The organism is Nostoc sp. 'Peltigera membranacea cyanobiont' 213 (genome assembly GCF_002245975.1).
Classification (GTDB): domain Bacteria; phylum Cyanobacteriota; class Cyanobacteriia; order Cyanobacteriales; family Nostocaceae; genus Nostoc.
The window spans coordinates 1-16,992 of the sequence record NZ_NOLI01000001.1 but is presented as its reverse complement, the minus strand read 5'-3'; the positions used below and the strand labels follow the sequence as shown (position 1 = coordinate 16,992).

General features: G+C 42.9%; 15 protein-coding genes. 6 read left to right on the top strand and 9 right to left on the bottom strand.

The window, feature by feature from the left end:
- The first annotated feature begins 98 nt into the window (after nucleotides 1-98).
- Nucleotides 99-533, top strand: coding sequence for a hypothetical protein (locus tag CDG77_RS00080; protein ID WP_094327272.1), 435 nt, complete (start codon nucleotides 99-101; stop codon nucleotides 531-533).
- A gap of 264 nt (nucleotides 534-797) precedes the next feature.
- On the opposite strand, the gene CDG77_RS00075 is transcribed toward CDG77_RS00080, so the two are convergent.
- Together CDG77_RS00075 and CDG77_RS00070 are read right to left on the bottom strand one after the other, a co-directional pair.
- Nucleotides 798-3,668 (bottom strand): choice-of-anchor D domain-containing protein, encoded by a 2,871-nt coding sequence (locus CDG77_RS00075; RefSeq protein ID WP_094327271.1) that lies wholly within the window; start codon nucleotides 3,666-3,668, stop codon nucleotides 798-800.
- A gap of 187 nt (nucleotides 3,669-3,855) precedes the next feature.
- Entirely contained in the window at nucleotides 3,856-4,068 is a 213-nt protein-coding gene (locus CDG77_RS00070; protein ID WP_094327270.1) for a hypothetical protein, read from the bottom strand.
- A 608-nt stretch (nucleotides 4,069-4,676) separates the two neighbouring features.
- Between CDG77_RS00070 and thiD the strand changes: the two genes are divergently transcribed.
- From thiD to CDG77_RS00055, 3 genes are all read left to right on the top strand, one after another.
- A complete protein-coding gene (gene thiD, locus CDG77_RS00065) occupies nucleotides 4,677-5,504 on the top strand; it encodes a bifunctional hydroxymethylpyrimidine kinase/phosphomethylpyrimidine kinase (protein ID WP_094327269.1) in 828 nt (275 codons plus the stop codon).
- 195 nt (nucleotides 5,505-5,699) lie between these two features.
- A complete protein-coding gene (locus CDG77_RS00060) occupies nucleotides 5,700-6,308 on the top strand; it encodes a hypothetical protein (protein ID WP_094327268.1) in 609 nt (202 codons plus the stop codon).
- Between the two features lie 346 nt (nucleotides 6,309-6,654).
- Complete coding sequence (locus CDG77_RS00055; protein WP_012410794.1) at nucleotides 6,655-6,993, top strand: P-II family nitrogen regulator; 339 nt, start codon at nucleotides 6,655-6,657, stop codon at nucleotides 6,991-6,993.
- Between the two features lie 120 nt (nucleotides 6,994-7,113).
- Here CDG77_RS00055 and rdgB read toward each other — a convergent pair whose 3' ends face one another.
- On the bottom strand, nucleotides 7,114-7,692 hold the full coding sequence (rdgB, locus tag CDG77_RS00050; protein WP_094327267.1) for an RdgB/HAM1 family non-canonical purine NTP pyrophosphatase: 579 nt from the start codon (nucleotides 7,690-7,692) through the stop codon (nucleotides 7,114-7,116).
- Nucleotides 7,693-7,786: 94 nt separating this feature from the next.
- Nucleotides 7,787-9,223, bottom strand: coding sequence for a phosphoglucomutase/phosphomannomutase family protein (locus CDG77_RS00045; protein WP_094327266.1), 1,437 nt, complete (start codon nucleotides 9,221-9,223; stop codon nucleotides 7,787-7,789).
- A gap of 406 nt (nucleotides 9,224-9,629) precedes the next feature.
- Here CDG77_RS00045 and CDG77_RS00040 point away from each other — a divergent pair, with 406 nt between their 5' ends.
- Nucleotides 9,630-10,139: a pentapeptide repeat-containing protein gene (locus tag CDG77_RS00040; protein ID WP_094327265.1), complete on the top strand. Its 510-nt coding sequence runs from the start codon at nucleotides 9,630-9,632 to the stop codon at nucleotides 10,137-10,139.
- A gap of 229 nt (nucleotides 10,140-10,368) precedes the next feature.
- On the opposite strand, the gene CDG77_RS00035 is transcribed toward CDG77_RS00040, so the two are convergent.
- From CDG77_RS00035 to CDG77_RS00020, 4 genes are all read right to left on the bottom strand, one after another.
- Complete coding sequence (locus tag CDG77_RS00035; protein ID WP_094327264.1) at nucleotides 10,369-10,848, bottom strand: plasmid segregation centromere-binding protein ParR; 480 nt, start codon at nucleotides 10,846-10,848, stop codon at nucleotides 10,369-10,371.
- A gap of 5 nt (nucleotides 10,849-10,853) precedes the next feature.
- Nucleotides 10,854-12,020 (bottom strand): ParM/StbA family protein, encoded by a 1,167-nt coding sequence (locus CDG77_RS00030; RefSeq protein ID WP_094327263.1) that lies wholly within the window; start codon nucleotides 12,018-12,020, stop codon nucleotides 10,854-10,856.
- 240 nt (nucleotides 12,021-12,260) lie between these two features.
- Complete coding sequence (locus CDG77_RS00025; protein ID WP_094327262.1) at nucleotides 12,261-12,884, bottom strand: DedA family protein; 624 nt, start codon at nucleotides 12,882-12,884, stop codon at nucleotides 12,261-12,263.
- A gap of 532 nt (nucleotides 12,885-13,416) precedes the next feature.
- Nucleotides 13,417-14,499, bottom strand: a complete 1,083-nt coding sequence (locus CDG77_RS00020) for a Gfo/Idh/MocA family protein (protein ID WP_094327261.1) — start codon at nucleotides 14,497-14,499, stop codon at nucleotides 13,417-13,419.
- Nucleotides 14,500-14,838: 339 nt separating this feature from the next.
- Between CDG77_RS00020 and queC the strand changes: the two genes are divergently transcribed.
- The gene (gene queC, locus CDG77_RS00010) at nucleotides 14,839-15,516 is read left to right on the top strand and encodes a 7-cyano-7-deazaguanine synthase QueC (RefSeq protein ID WP_094327259.1); all 678 of its coding nucleotides are present in this window, start codon (nucleotides 14,839-14,841) and stop codon (nucleotides 15,514-15,516) included.
- Between the two features lie 31 nt (nucleotides 15,517-15,547).
- Here queC and CDG77_RS00005 read toward each other — a convergent pair whose 3' ends face one another.
- Nucleotides 15,548-16,942 carry a hemolysin family protein gene (locus CDG77_RS00005; RefSeq protein WP_190233873.1) on the bottom strand — a complete coding sequence of 465 codons (1,395 nt, stop codon included), beginning with the start codon at nucleotides 16,940-16,942 and terminating at the stop codon, nucleotides 15,548-15,550.
- Nucleotides 16,943-16,992 lie beyond the last annotated feature (50 nt).

Genomic DNA, 16,992 nt, shown 5'->3' with positions numbered 1-16,992 from the left:
GCCAGTTTGCTCACTACCATAACTTATCTGCATCCCTTGTTGGTGGATTTTGCACTTTTAGTTACAAGTTTCGCTCACGACTCAGGATTTTTTAAACGATGGAACGTGGTCTTTTGTGGTTGCCCCTGTTAGTAATGTTTTTCTGGTTGGCTTGGCAAGGCTCGAAGGAGTATCAAAAAGTTGAAGCCTATCGCACTTGGGCAGAGCAATTTGAACGGGCTAAGTACGATATTTATTCAGTATTAGGTCAAAAAAGCAACAATATAACTTGGGGAAAACCAACGCCTAAAGGGCCTATTAGACTAGAAACATTCTCTTTGCTTGATGTAAAACAAATCCATCTTTTAGTAGATGATAAATCAGTAAATATGGAAAACGCACCTGATAAAGGTCGTTCCATAGAATTAGAATTTATATTTTCCGAATCTACTAACTCAATACGCATTCCATTTACAGAAATTCCTTTGGCGGCGCAATGGGGTAAGTTTTTGCAGGAATTATTACAAGATTTGCACTCAGAACCACAGCAGTAGTTATATTTAAACTACAAATCCCAGATGATAAGTAGTCGTACAGAATTAATTACACAAAAACTGGGCTGAAATTCTTGTCTGGGAAAGAATCAATATGTAATTAATTCTGTCGGGGTACTTATAAGAAGTAAAAATTTTGCCATTAAATTACAAAATTATAGGGGCACAAATATATTGCACCCCTATACGATCTATTTAATTTAAAACTGTCTTAAAAGTCGATTCATGTTTGGATTACACTTCGACTCAGTTGAACCGACCCAACTATGCTTGAACGATGAAGTCGGAGGCAGTAAGAGTGGGCGCACCAGTAAGTTTTGCAAATTGACCGCCAGTGCCGAAACCCGCAGCACTACCATTTTGATTGTATAGTAATTGCCCAGTCATTGGGTCGTAAACAATCACAGCATTACTAACTGCCCCTAAACTAGTGATTTGAAAATCGCTAGCGTTACTAAAACCGGTTCCCACAACGGAATTAATAGCATTAAAAGTGGTCTTATCAAGGATAATCTTGTCACCTTGAGAGTGATTGAAGTCAGCGATCGTATCAATACCTACAGCAGCGCTATTGAAGGCAGCATTGATGTCGTAGAGGAAAGAGTCAGCACCCATACCACCCACAAGAGTATCATTGCCTTGTCCACCAATGAGAAGATCGTTGCCAGTACCGCCCCGCAGTAGGTCGTCACCACCGCTGCCATTGATGGTGTCATTACCCCCTTGACCATTAATCACATCGTTGGAATTGTAAAAACCGCTGATGTTATTGTTCAAGTCATTGAGGAATGTGACAGCATTTGCGGTAGAAATATACGGTTGAGTGGAGTTGGCATTAATCACATCAAAGCTTTTGGTAACACTGGCTTCTCCGTTAAATTGGATATTACCGATGGCTGATCTTGTTGTTGATGCGACTAAGTTATCTAGATTTTCTAAGTTAAAGTTTTGCAGAGTGACTTTGGTATTAGCCACATCTTCAAAGGTGACTTCTAAATTGTTGCCATTTTGAGTTAATTGCAGATTTCTCGCAGTTAAGCCAGCCCCAATAAATTGCAAGGTGTCTATTTTGGCAATCACCGCAGCCGAAGGGTTTGAGCTAGTACCTACACCACCAAAGTCCGTGATGATGTCATTGCCATTGTTTAGCTTGGTAATAAAGGTGTCATTGCCGGCTGTGCCATTGATAACTTTAGTTTTGGGTTTAACTATGCCACTAATGGCAAAGTCAAAGGGGCTTTCATCACTATCATTGTTGTTTAAAGTAAAGCTACCACTATAAGTACCGGGTTTAGTGGTATCGAGTGCCACTGTGATGGCTGTAGAAGCATTAGCAGCCACACTCGTCGGAAGAGTTCCTACCAAACTAAATCCGTCGGGAAGTTTCAGATTACTTAGGTTGAGTGCGGCTGTACCGGTGTTCTTGATGGTAAAGGTTTTGGTCAAAGTGTTACCGGCAACGATATCGCCAAAGTTAATCGCAGTAGTACTGCCATCTACAATGTCAACTGTGCCATTGAGAACTTGAATTTCAGGAGCCGGAACGGGTTTAACTATGCCACTAATAGCAAAGTCAAAGGGGCTTTCATTAGTATCATTGTTGTTTAAAGTAAAGCTACCACTATAAGTTCCAGGTGTAGTGGTATTGAGTGCCACTGTGATGGCTGTAGAAGCATTAGCAGCCACACTCGTCGGAAGAGTTCCTACCAAACTAAATCCGTCGGGAAGTTTCAGATTACTTAGGTTGAGTGCGGCTGTACCAGTGTTCTTGATGGTAAAGGTTTTGGTCAAGGTGTTACCGGCAACGACATCGCCAAAGTTAATCGCAGTAGTACTGCCATCTGCAATGTCAACTGTGCCATTGAGAACTTGAATTTCAGGAGCGCTAATAGTGCTGCGGGGGGCTTCGTAGGCACCAATGTCAATCAATGCAGTGCCATTGCCATCACCATCCTGGGGAGTATTCGTACTAATGCCATTGAAAAGATTGGAACCCGCATCAATTGCAGCACTTCCAGTTTTGAGTGCAAAATTTCCTTTGGCGGCATCAACAAATTGGGGATCTTTACCCAAAATATTCTGCAACCCTGTGGCCTTTAGATTATCTGAAGCTTGGAATAGATTCGAGTTATAAACAAGGTTGCGATCGAAAGTTACATCTGTAGAGAACTTGATGAGATTGGCATTTTGATTGTCATTTGCATACATGATGTTGTTATAGACCCGTACATTATCTGAGTAACTAACACCAATCTCTCCAGAGTTTTTAAGAACACGGCTATTCTGATAAACCGTGTTGTTAACAATATCTACATTCGTAGCTTTGAAAGCCTCAATGCCAGAGCTACCATTGTTGTAAACTATGTTATTAGCAACTAAGGTCTTACCGCTATAAGGCACACTATTAGTAGTCTTAGTAGTAGTGTCAAGCATAATCCCGTGACCTTCGGTGATTTTGCCAGCTTCATACCACGGAACTAGGCTTTGATTATCGTAAACAATATTGTCTCGAAAAATCATCCTGTAGTCAGTAGTATTATTATCGTAATTAAAACTACGGAGAGCGCTAATTCCCTGAGTCCCCCAAGGCGAATACCAAGCGTTTCCAGACACAATATTTTTCTCAACAGTAATGTAGTCTGTATTAGTGAATCCCATTCCTGCACCGGAGAAGTTACGGACTGTGTTACCGGTAATGACAATATGATGGGGGTTAGTACCGCCTACCCCTTGACTATTTGTCCAAGCTTTTACTTCAATTCCACTGGCATTAGTTAAAGGGTTGTTGAGGTTATTCTTTTGTTGTAATGCATAGTCTAAAGTTATATTTTCCCGATTGCCTTCTATATCAAGTCCTTCAATCCGCACGTAGGATGAACTAAATACAAGAATGCCACTTCCTGTTGTTTGGATCTTAGGTGTAGCCCCTGGATAAGCTTTTATTGTTGTCCAGTTATCTGGCGAGCCATTTTTGTTAAAAAGCATCGCTCCTTTGTCATAAGTCCCATTCATGACGTAGAGCGTGTCGCCTGTTTTCATCTCATACACGGCTTTGCCCAAGGAGCGAAATGCAGCGCCTTCCTTCAAGCCATTATTGCTATCATTACCTGTTCCAGAAACGTAGTATGTAGTCATTTATTTACTCCGAATGTGTGTGTAAGGGTAATTGGAAGTAGACCTCAGCAACTTTCTTAGGTTGCTAAGGAGCGATTTGAATGGTTAATCTGTCGGGATTTTTCAGACAGTCACAGCTGTCCGATCGCAACTTGAAATTGCGTCAGTTGTAGAAACGCTGTTGTCAAACTGAAAACTTTTTCTCCTGTTAACCGTTGATGGTTAAATCAGGGATATTAATATCGTCAATCGTCAGTGTTTTATTGAGGGTGAGCGGACGATTAGCACGTAGACAAGGCAGCGCAAAGCCGGAGATGTTTCCTGTCTTCTCTGAGCTTTTTGTTAGATATCCTGTGATGAAGTCGAATTGAATAGTATCTTTATCTGTAGCAACCGCGTAGGCATAGCCCGTCGTAGACATCGCTGCTCTTTGCGAGCCAGCTTATCTGCTATATTTGATACGAGAATCGTAAATCTGCATAGTAATTCCTCTGAACTTTGTCCGTTGTTTTAGGTCAGGAAGTTGCCAAATCGGCATGGTAGAATGAACCTCCGGGCTAATAACTGAGGACTTAAAGTTACAGCGATCGAAGTTAAATTGGTTGAAACTTTAGTAGGTTGATCCCTTAACTTAAGGGAACTAATGTAACAACTTAGTCGAACCTGTTGTAGGCGATGTAACTGTGCCTTGTGAACTTAGTTAAAAGTAACCTTTACAAATAGCACTTGATATCAGTGAATATTCTGAATGTGGTAAGTTTTTTTACAACAAAATCAAATAAACTATGGAGGTATAGTGGTGAAGTCCTGTTAATTTCGAGAGTGATATGGGGATAGAGAGTGCTTTGTGCGAGGATTTGATGAAGTTCCTTCAAACATTTTTTGCGAGTTACGCCTACGCCAAGCAAAGACCATCTCATCAGTAAGTAGGTTGCTTTCAGGAGGCACTAAGAAAGAGGGTTTTAGCCGAATTCATCAATCTTTGAGATAGTTTGGTTTGATGATGCCAACTGACTTAATCTTCATAATATGAATACTGAAATAAACTCCAGAATACCTGTTGCTTTAACCATTGCTGGTTCAGATAGTGGTGGCGGTGCAGGAATTCAAGCTGATTTACGCACCTTTGCTTTTCACTGTGTCCACGGTACTAGCGCCATAACCTGCGTCACGGCACAAAACACTTTAGGAGTCAAAAGAGTTGATGCCATACCAACAGAGGCTGTTGTGGCGCAAATTCAGGCAGTAGTTGAAGATATTGGCGTACAAGCTGCTAAAACTGGTATGTTGCTCAATCAGGAAATTATCTTTGCTGTTGCCCAACAGGTGGAAGCTTTACAAATCGAGAATTTAGTAGTCGATCCAGTAATGGTTTCACGTACAGGGGCACAATTGATTGATGATGATGCTGTGAAGACTTTATGCCATGCCCTGATTCCCAAGGCAGTTATAATCACGCCGAATCGCTACGAAGCCCAGATTTTGAGCGGTTTAGAAATTAATTCTTTGGAGGATATGCAAGCTGCGGCTGAAATTATTCACAAGACTTTACGGACGAAGGCTGTTTTAGTCAAGGGTGGTGGTATGCAGGGAGATTTGCGTGGAATTGATATCTGGTTTGATGGGGACAAGTTGGAAGTTTTGACTTGCCAGCAAGTAGAGACAAAAAATACTCACGGTACTGGTTGTACGCTATCGGCTGCGATCGCTGCTAATCTGGCTAAGGGAAATAACTTGTGGTCAGCAGTGCAACAAGCAAAGGAGTATGTGACTACTGCGCTTACTTACGCCCTAGATATTGGCGAAGGGCAAGGCCCTGTAGGACATTTCTTCCCAATTGTGGGGACTAGAGACTAGAGACTGGGGACTAGGGACTGGGGACTGGGGACTAGGAAGATTAACCAATTCCCAATTCCCAATTCCCAACCCCTCATAATAAATCTTTGCCCTTTCGGCATTTTTCTATTATTCTTGGGCATAGTTTCAGGGCTGACTATCTCTGTTAGCATCTCTGTACGATCTACTTACCTTGATTTTTAATACCAAGCCCCGATGCGAACAACCATAGGTTCTGTTCACAGAAATTCGCCAACACCGACTACTCAAGCCTACCCTCCCTCTGTACCACTATCTGTATACAGGGAATTGTCAGCAGAGTTGCAAGCAGCACAGGCGAGGCTAAATGCACTCACCACCCAAAATCAGCAACTAGCACAAGAAAATCAACTATTACGCCAAGAAATTATCAAAGTTGCCGAGTCTTTTTCTCATTTGCAAAATTTTGTAGATTCCCAAGCTACGCCTAGTTATCACCAAGCTTCCCAAGCTTATAGCGGCGTGAAAAGGGCTACCAAACAGCCAGGAACTGAAGCGCCTCCACGTCAGCAGGTTGCTCATCCACGTCCACCTGTTGTCCCCAAAGCCCCGCCCGAAAAAAGCCGCCGCCAAAACTTTTCGACACCTGTAATGGAAATTAATTTCCCGATCCAAGAACCAATTTTTATAGAAGAGCAACAAGTAAGTTATTATTCCACTACTGAGCCAGATGCCAAGGGACTAAGTGGTTGGTGGTTAATTATCACTATTTTGTTAATCATGCTTACTGCCTTTAGCGCCGGATATTTCGTTGTGCGTCCCTTATTTGAACATCAAAAACGTTAGTTTGAAACTCCCACAGTCAGCAGTAGGCTACCAAGCAATTTCTCTGCATTCACTCTCTAAATATTTGAGGATATCTGCTAAATAACGCAATTTATCTATTTCTAGGTTATAAAAGCTACATAAAATGCTAACTTGACAGCAACTTCTTTTTGTTAGAACCTCAAAGATTATCCAATTAATAAATCCTGGCTGGTTCTCATGTCTCAAGCATCAGGCAATGCATCTACACTTTAAGAAAGTGGTAATTATTACATATCTTTTAGGAAAAGCACTGCTAGTTACAGCTTCAGACTGCGGATCTGGTTAGATATATAAACGAAGCTAGTAGAAGTCAGGAGTCAAGAAGATGAAAAAAGTAGAAGCTATTATCCGCCCATTTAAGCTAGATGAGGTAAAAATTGCCTTGGTTAACGCTGGTATTGTCGGCATGACTGTTTCTGAAGTTCGGGGGTTCGGACGGCAGAAAGGCCAAACTGAACGTTATCGCGGTTCTGAGTACACTGTCGAGTTTCTGCAAAAACTCAAAGTGGAAATCGTAGTTGACGACAATCAGGTTGATATGGTAGTAGACAAAATTATTGCTGCTGCCCGCACTGGTGAAATCGGCGATGGTAAAATTTTCATCTCGCCTGTTGAGCAAGTGATTCGGATTCGTACTGGCGAAAAGAACACAGAGGCGGTTTAAAAAAGTGATGAGTAGAGACGCGATTAATCGCGTCTGTACAGGAGTTATGAATTGTGAGTAAGGACTAAATGAATGAAGATTTAGCAGAATTCATAAATCCTAACTCCTAATTCCTAACTCCTAACTCTCAACTCTTTCCAGTTGCGGAAGTAAAGCTGTAAAAGCCTTGCCTCGATGGCTAATTGACCGCTTTAACTCCCGTGTCATCTCAGCAAAAGTCAATTGTAACTCTTGCACATAAAAAATTGGATCGTAGCCGAAACCTCCATCACCACGAGGTGTATGGAGAATTTCACCACGACAAATTCCTTCAGATTGTAATACGATCGCACCATCGGGACGAGCGATCGCTACTGCACAGACAAATTGCGCTTGCCGATTTACCTCGTTGCCTAATTCGCTCAATATCCTAGCAATCCGTTCTGAGTCGGTTTTGGCGTAACGTGCAGAATATACCCCTGGTGCGCCATTTAGGGCATCTACTTGCAAGCCCGAATCATCAGCAATCGCCCAATTTCCCGTAGCTTTAGCAATTTGTGATGCTTTCAGACAAGCATTAGCGGCAAAAGTTTCGCCCGTCTCTTCAATTTCCAATTCTTCGGGTTTGAGGGTTAATTCCCAACCAGAATTTTCCAGGTAAGCTTGCATTTCCCGCAACTTACCTGGATTTCCTGTGGCTACTACAAGTAATTTGGTCATTGGTCATTAGTCATTAGTCATTGGTCATTGGCCATTAGTCATTAGTTATTTACCAAGGACAAAGGACAAATGACTAATGACTAATTAATGAATTTTACCCCGCCCACTGTTTCGCCCAAACAAGAGTTTGATGCACTTGCTCAATTGTTGGGGCTTCACAATAGAGGCGTAAAACTGGTTCAGTCCCGCTAAATCGAATCATTAACCAGCTTTTATCGGCTAGACGATATTTGTAGCCGTCAATTGTTTGGCAATCAATTACTGCTTTACCTGCAATTTCCGTTAAGGGTTGGGTTTGCAGTTGTTGCAAAAGACGCGATCGCACTTGCATATTTGCTAAGGGTAAATCAATGCGATCGTAAGCTGAGTTAAACCCGGTTTGTTTCTGTAAGTAGCGATAATACTCACCTAAATCCAAACCAGATTCAACGATCGCTTCTAAGACGTACAATGCTGACAGCAGGGCATCACGTTCGGGAATATGGCTACCATAGCCAATTCCTCCCGATTCTTCGCCACCGAGCAACACTTTTGCTACTAACATTCTGTCAGCAATGTATTTATAACCAACTGCTGTCTCAAATACTGACAGGTTATGTAGTTTTGCCACAAGGGGCATCAAGTCGGAACCACTAACAGTTTTGACTATTTCTCCAGTAAAACCGCGCCGCAGGGTTAAATGGTCGATTAATATCGGGATTAATACTTGGGAACTTAGGAAGTTGGCTTCTCCATCCACTGCGGCAATGCGATCGCAGTCTCCATCAAATACCAACCCTACCGTTAAACCTGATTTATCGGTTTCTCGGTGAGTCTTGATGACTTCAAATAGCTTTGAAAGGTATTTAGGCAAGGGTTCCGGCGCACCACCACCAAAGAGGGGATCGCGATCGCTGTTGATTTCTTTGACTTGATTGCCTAGTAGTCTCGCCAATCCGCCAGCCGCAGCGCCATGCATCACATCGGCAAATAACGTTAATTTACCAGATGCGATCGCTTCTCTAAGTTTGGCGATATCAACTTTACGTTCTAGTGCTTGGGTATAACTAGGCCAAGGATCGAATTTCTCTTGCTTACCTGGGGTAGCTGCTAGTGGTATATCCACCACCAACTGCTCTTCGATCTCTTTTGTGACTTCTGGCGGTACCGATCCACCAAAATAACCCTTGACTTTTAAACCCAAATATTTACCAGGATTATGGCTGGCTGTAATTACCAGCGCCCCTAAAGCATTGAGTTCTTTTGCCGCCCAACTATAAGCTGGGGTTGGGGCATAGCTCTCGCTCAGTAGCACATCAAATCCGACAGCGGTGACAGTATCGGCGACAACACGAGCAAAGTCTTCGGCCATGAATCGGCGATCGTAACCGACAATTATTGTCCGGCTACCAACCGTAGAAAAATACGTATCATATAATACTTTTGCGGCAACTGGCGCGACCAGGGCTAGGCGTTCAAAGGTGAACTCATCACCAATAATGCCCCGCCAGCCGTCTGTACCAAACTTGATTGAGTTAGCTACAACTGGCATCTAGGTATCCTAACTGTCTACTTGAGGATTCTAGCATTTATACAGTGTGCAGAGTAAAAAAAGAATCTAGTAATAATATGTACTAATAATATTCAAAATAAAATTTGTGATTAATTTTTTAAAATCTAGGGATAGCTTGAACAGAGGAATAAAACCAAACACTTAGAATCCTTGATTTTCTTAGTTGAACAAAGTTAAACCTAACCTATAAATATTTGATTTTTTCAGAGGGATAAAAGAGCGCTAACTGGGTACTCAGAAATGTTTTGGTTATTTGGGCGTTGGCTAGTTGTCTAGTGGAAAAATCGATGATTTGAAAGTTGATATTAAATGTGGGAGCAAAGAAGATAGGGCAGAGATTAAGTGAGTTATCTTTGTATGCGTTAATTAATGCAAAAGGCGAATTATGAACGGTAAACAATTGCTGAGACGTTATGCTGCTGGGGAAAGAGATTTTAGCGGGGTCGATCTCAAAGGAGCTAATCTTAGTGGAGTCAGTAGTCGCTTTGACGTTGGGGCTTATGCCGAACCCTACCGTCAGGGAATCACCTCCGATTTGAGCGGGATTAATCTCAGTGGTGCCGATTTGACTCAGGCTAACTTGAGGGGAGTTAATTTGGAAGGAGCCAACTTGAGTAATGCTAACTTGACCCGTGCTAGTTTGAACTATAGCAATCTCACCAATGCCGATCTGAGTGGAGCTAACTTGACCAACACCTTTCTGGAGTGTGCCGAATTGGATGGTACTAATATGAGAGGGGCTAACTTGTTTGATGCTGTAATCAGAGTTGGCGATGCATTTAGTCCCGATCTGACTGGAGCTAAAAATGTCGATACGGTCGATTTTACTGGTATGGCTATAGAGTTGACTTTGGAGGACGGGACTGTTATCGACACCACCGACTACGATTGGTAAATTAACTGCTTCTTGAGGCCCAACTAATAGAGGAGCTTGCAATATTGGTTTTCAATTTTTAATTCACATTAAACATGATTTATAAAAAGTATTTTATGGATATCGCTCTGTATAACTTGAATAGACGCGATCGCATTTCTAAAAAATATAAACATTAATAATCCTTAATAGTGAATACTATTAAGGATTGTTAATATGAGCAAAAACTGCTCACCAACCTGATTTTTACTTAAAAATCATCGAGAAACTGACTAAGGCGACTGATTACGGGGTCAACCTCTTGAGGAGGGGTAGCAACAGTATAAGAAGTATTATTTACTACTTCTAATTGAGTTGGAGACGGAATGAACGATCGATCGTTGACTATGAGCGCCAGTTGTGCAACTTGTTGAGAAAGTTGCAGTAGATGATGTTCCATCGCCTCCAAACGATTAGATCCCTTGGCAAAAAAGCGTTCCTCAAGTCCAGCCACTTGACGTTGCAGTTCACCGATTTGTTGTTCAACCGGTGTTGTTGCTGCTGTTTGTGGAGCAGGTTGTACAGATTCCGGTACACATAAAGATTGCCACAAGGCTTCTTTACAGAGGTCGCTGAAAGTCTTGTCTGGTTGTTTTTCCAAATAACTTTCTACTTGCGCTAACAAGCTTTCATCAGCAAGCTCTGGGTTGAACGTGACGGATTTAACTACCTTTTTTGACCATTGGAACATCAGCTTTATGCCCTAGCAGCGCGATTGGAGGATAATTGTGCCTCTCCATAAATATACTGCCCCAAAGCATTCGCCTGACGTGAAGGTGCTGCTAAATGAGCATTAATCTTTGCTTCTTTGAGCAGACGTTGAACGTCATCCCAGAAGAACTCACCACCCCCGCCAGTGAGAATCACATCGGTGACGCGTTCTGGCAACCAGGCTAGCACACGGCTACAGATTTCGCGAGAAAACATCTCCGTAAGGTTAGGAAGAAAATCATCTAGGTTGGTGGGCTTGCTAGCGCCTTTAGGACGGTAATAGCGTTCACCTCTGGGTTTGTTCACAGCAGAAATCAGTGCTAGAGATTGACTATCGGCTCCCTCGATTTCGGCGGATACCAATTCATAAAACTTATTCATCCCGAAGTCTTCGCTCTTAGAAGCACCTCTAGCAAAACGGAAGTTATCTACCATCAAAAGATCGACAGTTTGATGTCCAATATCAACGATCGCCACCGATATTTTTGTAAAATCGGGACTGCCAGGGCTTTTCTTTGGTTGAGCTTCAGACCACAATAGGCTGCCGTAGCCTTCTGGCATTACCCATACCTTGCTAACGTTCAGCGATATAGATTCGCCTCGGAAGTTCAACACATGAGGGCCACCTACTTGGCTAATCAACTGTGCTTTTTCTTTTTCAAATTGCTCTAAGGAAAGAAAAGGCAGACCTAGTACAACTGAGATATCGTCTCTGAGTTTGAAGTAGCCAGCACTTGCTAACACTTTTACCAGTGCAGCCTCTACCTTAGATTGTCCGACTCCTAAATTCGCCCCAAAATCTGCTGCTAGTTGACCAACAGCATATCCATTTCCTTGATACTCCAGCCACAAATCCATTAAGGGGTCAGTAGCTCTGGCTTCAAAAACACCACCGCGGACTTGTTCTATCGACATCTGCTTGACGTTAGCAGGTACGAACACCACACTGCCTGGTTCGCGACTCACACAAGTTTTTGTGGAAGTTCTGCCTAAATCAACACTGAGAATGGTTTTCCCGGAACCACCGCCTGGCTTGCTAGTGGGAGGATTATTATTAACAGCATTGATGGGAGTCGTCGATGCTAACGGCTGCCTATTCATGGGTATAGCAGCAGTATTCATAGGGTTAGCGGCGGAAGGTTGGTCTGTCATGAAAGCTCCTAGTTCAAACTTAACTGTAAAAAGTTGTCATGCTCATCTTACAAAAATGCGAGCAACCAGAAATTCTAGGTTGCGTCAAGTGTAGCTAGAAATACGCCAAAAATTAATTCGGGCGATATCTCCGATGGGCTCATGCCTTCGCACATCTAGTATTATTTGGCATAGTGTAGGCGAATTTTGGCCAGATGTAACCCCTGCTTTTACTGCTTTCAAACCAAAAGCGTCCGTGTTTCATCTTCTAGTACGTCTTAACTGGCGCTTGAATATCCAAGAAACAAATGCTAGAACCAAACCCCCAAGTACGATTTTGGATACAGGAGCAAGGTAATTGTCCACAAGTTCATACTGACTACCCAAGGCGTATCCAGAGTATGTTAGCAAACCTACCCAAGCCGCGCTACCTACCGTTGTGTAAAACAAAAATGGTAGTAAAGGCATATTGCTGATCCCTGCGGGAACAGAAATCAAGGTGCGGATTCCTGGCACAAGGCGACCAATTAATACTGCTTTTCTACCTTGTTGGTCAAACCACTTTTTCGCCTTGGTAATATCTTTACTGGATATAGCCAGCCATTTGCCATACTTGTCAGCCCAAGCTTTCAAACGGGTTTCGCCCAAAAACTTACCTGGATAGTACCAAATAAGTGCGCCCAATACAGAACCTAAAAGTCCTGCGAAAAACACACCAATGATATTCAGCTTTGGCCCTCCTGGTTGATGTGGACTTGCTGCAAATCCAGCCAGTGGCATGATCAATTCTGAAGGAATGGGGGGAAACAGGTTCTCTAGGAACATTAGTAGGGCGATTCCCCAATGGCCAAAATAGTTAATAGTATTAGTTATCCATTCAAGCATTGAGTCAATTCCTGAAATTACTGCACTACTCTTGTTATTAAATTCAGCCTTAGCTTTTTTTAAAGATATAGGACTTATGCAAACCTACATACTGTAGGTTTGCATAAGTCCTCAAAAGATAATTATCCTCGCTTGCTAGAATCAAGGTAACTTAGCTGCACTAAAAGTTGGCATCCCAATTTAGAAACATAGTAAAACAAGTGGAAGCTAGGGGTCTGTTTCATTAATTTTGAGGGTTATAAAAGTTCGCAGTCAGTAGCTCTAGTGTTTTAAATTGAGCGATTTATGCCTCACTACGAACCTCACAAAATTCATGAAACGAACCACTAGGTTTTGTTTTCTAATTTTTTAGATCCCTCTTGGTCGGTTTTTTAAAAGGACTAGGAAGGATCTAAAAATTTGATGACCTAATTTCAAAATATCCTTTTGGATTTTCTTCTGAGATTGATGCAGTGGAGGGGATGAGGCAGAAAGGGAAGGTAAGGAAGAAAATTTTACTTTCTCCCCCTCATCTCTATCTGCCAATCTTCTTTTAAGCTGTCGGGGTCAATGATTGTACTCTTGGTTCCGATTGCCAGTCTAATGGATTCCAAACTCGATCTTCTAGCGCCATTTGCTCAATTAAACTTGCGAGTCTCAGAGCTTTGAGAGCTTGTTCGCCACCTACTGAGGGTTGATTGCCACCATGCACGCAGTTGACAAAATGTTCTAATTCTGCACTAAGGGGTTGAATATTGCTGGTGTAGACTTTTTCAATCACACCATCTTGTCTGTAAAGTACTTGTCGGTGGTCGGTGAGAGAATTTACCGTGGTTTGTCGGTGAATCAAAATTTCATTCTTGAGAAAATCTGCCTCAGTAAATGAATTTTTGCAATGGGCGACAATCCGACGAATTTTTCGGTGGGTGACTTTACTGGCGGTCAGAGTAGCAACAATACCATTAGCAAACCCCAAGGTGGCGGTTACATAATCTAAATAACCAGAGTCTAGGGAGCGAGTACCGCTAGCAGTCAATTTTGTGACTGGGGAAGCAGCTAATTCTAAAAGTAGGTCGATGTCATGGATCATTAAATCCAGCACAACTGAAACATCATTTGCCCGATCTGAGTAAGGACTCATTCTGTGGGCTTCTAGCGCCAGCACTTCCTCTGTTTTCAGAACTTGGCTTAGTTCTTTAAAAGCTGGGTTGAAACGCTCAATATGACCTACTTGCAGGATACACCCAGACTCAGCTGCGGCATTTACTAAAGACTCTGCCTCAGAAATACTGGCTGCGATGGGTTTTTCAATCAAAACATGAATTCCCGCTAACAGACAGTTGATACCCACGGCATAGTGCAGACGGGTGGGAACAGCTACACAAACTGCTTCCACAAGGGGTAGCAGGTCACAGTAATCTTCAAAAAAACGCACCTTGTAATTGCTGGCAGTTTCTAATCCTCGTTCGACGTTAATATCTGCCACTCCGACCAGTTCAACATCTTTCATTGAACTCAGCACGCGAGCGTGGTGTTGTCCCATGTTACCCACTCCAATCACGCCTATGCGGATCGGTCGTGGTTGGTTGCGCTGTGTATATAGATTCGATTCTGCCACTGACATGCTATCTTGCACTATTATTCTCTCCTCAACCACCAAATTTAGAGACGCTACGGCCGTTGGCGTTTATACTCGAAAGCCAGTTACGATCCGTCTAAAACCATCCAGATGGTAACATAGAGCCTATGTTTATGAAGAATTTCAAAGTTTGCGATCGGTTCCCGTAATCCAAATATCTTTTGTATAGATAGTTCGGGTTGGTTTTGGATTTTGTGCTTTCTACAATAAATATGTATCTTTTTATTAAGTTTAAAACATTCAGTAAGACTTAAGTGTAAATTTTCCTTGGCATTGCCTTCTGGCATTTGGTTGAGGTGGAATTTGGTGATTTGAAATCTAAAATTTGCAACTGAGATGAAAGCTGTAATTCTGTTATCTGGGGGATTGGACTCTTCCACAATTCTGTATCAAGCTAAGGCTGATGGCTGTGAATGTCATGGGATCTCCTTTGATTACCAGCAGCGACACCGAAGAGAGTTACACTCAGCCCTCAGCGTTGCTCAAAAGGCTGCGATCGCAAAACATCAGGTGGTTAATTTTGATTTACGGCAATGGGGCGGTTCCGCACTTACCGATGATGCGATTGATTTACCCCAGGAGCGATCGCTGGATGAAATGTCTCAAAATATCCCTGTAACTTATGTTCCGGCTCGGAATACCATCTTTTTAAGCTTTGCTCTTGGTTACGCCGAAGCGATCGCAGCTGAACGTGTCTATATCGGTGTCAATGCCTTAGACTACTCAGGATATCCTGACTGCCGCCCCGACTATATTCAGGCAATGCAGGAAGTTTTTCGGCTGGGAACCAAACAAGGGCGTGAGGGACAGCCAATTAATATTGTTGCACCCTTAATCAACCTGAAAAAAACCGAAATCATCCAACTGGGGAACCAATTGGGAGTTCCTTGGGAGCTAACTTGGTCTTGCTATGCCGGTGGTGATGTCGCCTGTGGTGTATGTGATTCTTGTCGTTTGCGGCTAGCAGCTTTTGCCGAATTGGGACTTGTCGATCCAGTGGTCTATGCTTCTTGAGTGAGGAGTTAAAATTCATAACTCCTAGCTCTTAACTGTCAACTATTAACTCTTCTAACCGTCGAAGTTGAATTTGATGGAGGCGCGGGCCAACAATTGATACTACAGTGAATTCAAGATTTTCATAACAGAAGGTTTCACCAATGGCCGGAATTTTCTGTAACTGATATAGCAAAAAGCCTCCCAGTGTTTGATATTCTCTGGTCAAAGGCAAATTGAGATTTAAAACCTCATTGAGGTCTTCGAGGTTGATTTGTGCCTGCACCAGAAATTTCTGCTCATCTAACATCTGAATCAGTAAGTCGTCACTGCTTTCAGGAACGCTTGCGTCACCAATGATTTCGGCAATGACATCTTTGATTGTCACGAGTCCCACAATACCGCCAAATTCATTCACTACCATAACCATAGCGGGTTTCTCTTGCTGCATCATGGGCAAAAGTTCACTCAAGGGCGTGTGTTCTGGAACAAACCGGGCGGGACGCATCCAAGGTTGGATTTGTGTCTCTAAACTGAGTTTTCCGACAGCCAAAGGTTGTGCCAAATCTTTAAAATAAACAATGCCGCGAACATCGTCTAAGGATTCACCAATCACCGGATAGCGAGAGTAACCAGTAGCAGCCATTTCTTTGAGTAATGCCTGGAAGGTAGCATCTTTTGGCAGCGTGATAATACTGGTGCGGGGGATCATCACATCTTGGGCCATGACATTTCCAAACTCAAAGACATTATTGAGCAGTTCTCGCTCCGCACGCTGTAAACCAGTAGATCCCCATTCTGTAGAGATAATCAGTTGCAATTCTTCGGGAGTCACAGGCGGCCGCCAGCCTTGTCCTGTGTATTGGATACCAAAAATCCGCAATAAAAAACGAGTTGATTGGTTGAGAATCCAGATGAAGGGGCCAAAAAAACGCACGATCGCTTTTACCGAAGGCCCCAAAAACCTCGCTAGCTGTTCTGAGTACAGCATGGCTAAGGATTTGGGACATAGTTCTCCGATCACAATTTGTAAATAGGCAATCAAGAAAAAGGCGATAGGAATTGATAGGGAATGGGCCAGGAAGGTAGTCATCCCAATCGGTAAAGGCCAGGATCTTAACCAGGCATTTACCAGCACAACAATCGTACTTTCGCCAATCCATCCCAGCGCCAAACTAGAAAGGGTAATGCCTAACTGGGTAGTAGATAGCAATCGGTCAATACTACGTTGTAGCATTTCGACAGCGATCGCGGGAATATCCCCCGCCTTAACTAGCTGGTGAATACGCGATCGCCGCACGCTGACCATCGAAAATTCCGCCGTCACAAAAAAGGCATTTATGGCAATCAGTAGTAGCACTGACAACAACCGCAGCGCCACATCCGTCCAAATTAAGTTAGGAAAACCAATCACCGCCAAAGCTCGTGTAAAACTCACGTCCTCCATTTAGGAGGATTGGGGATTGAGTATTGCTAAGAATTCAGTCCCCAGTCCCC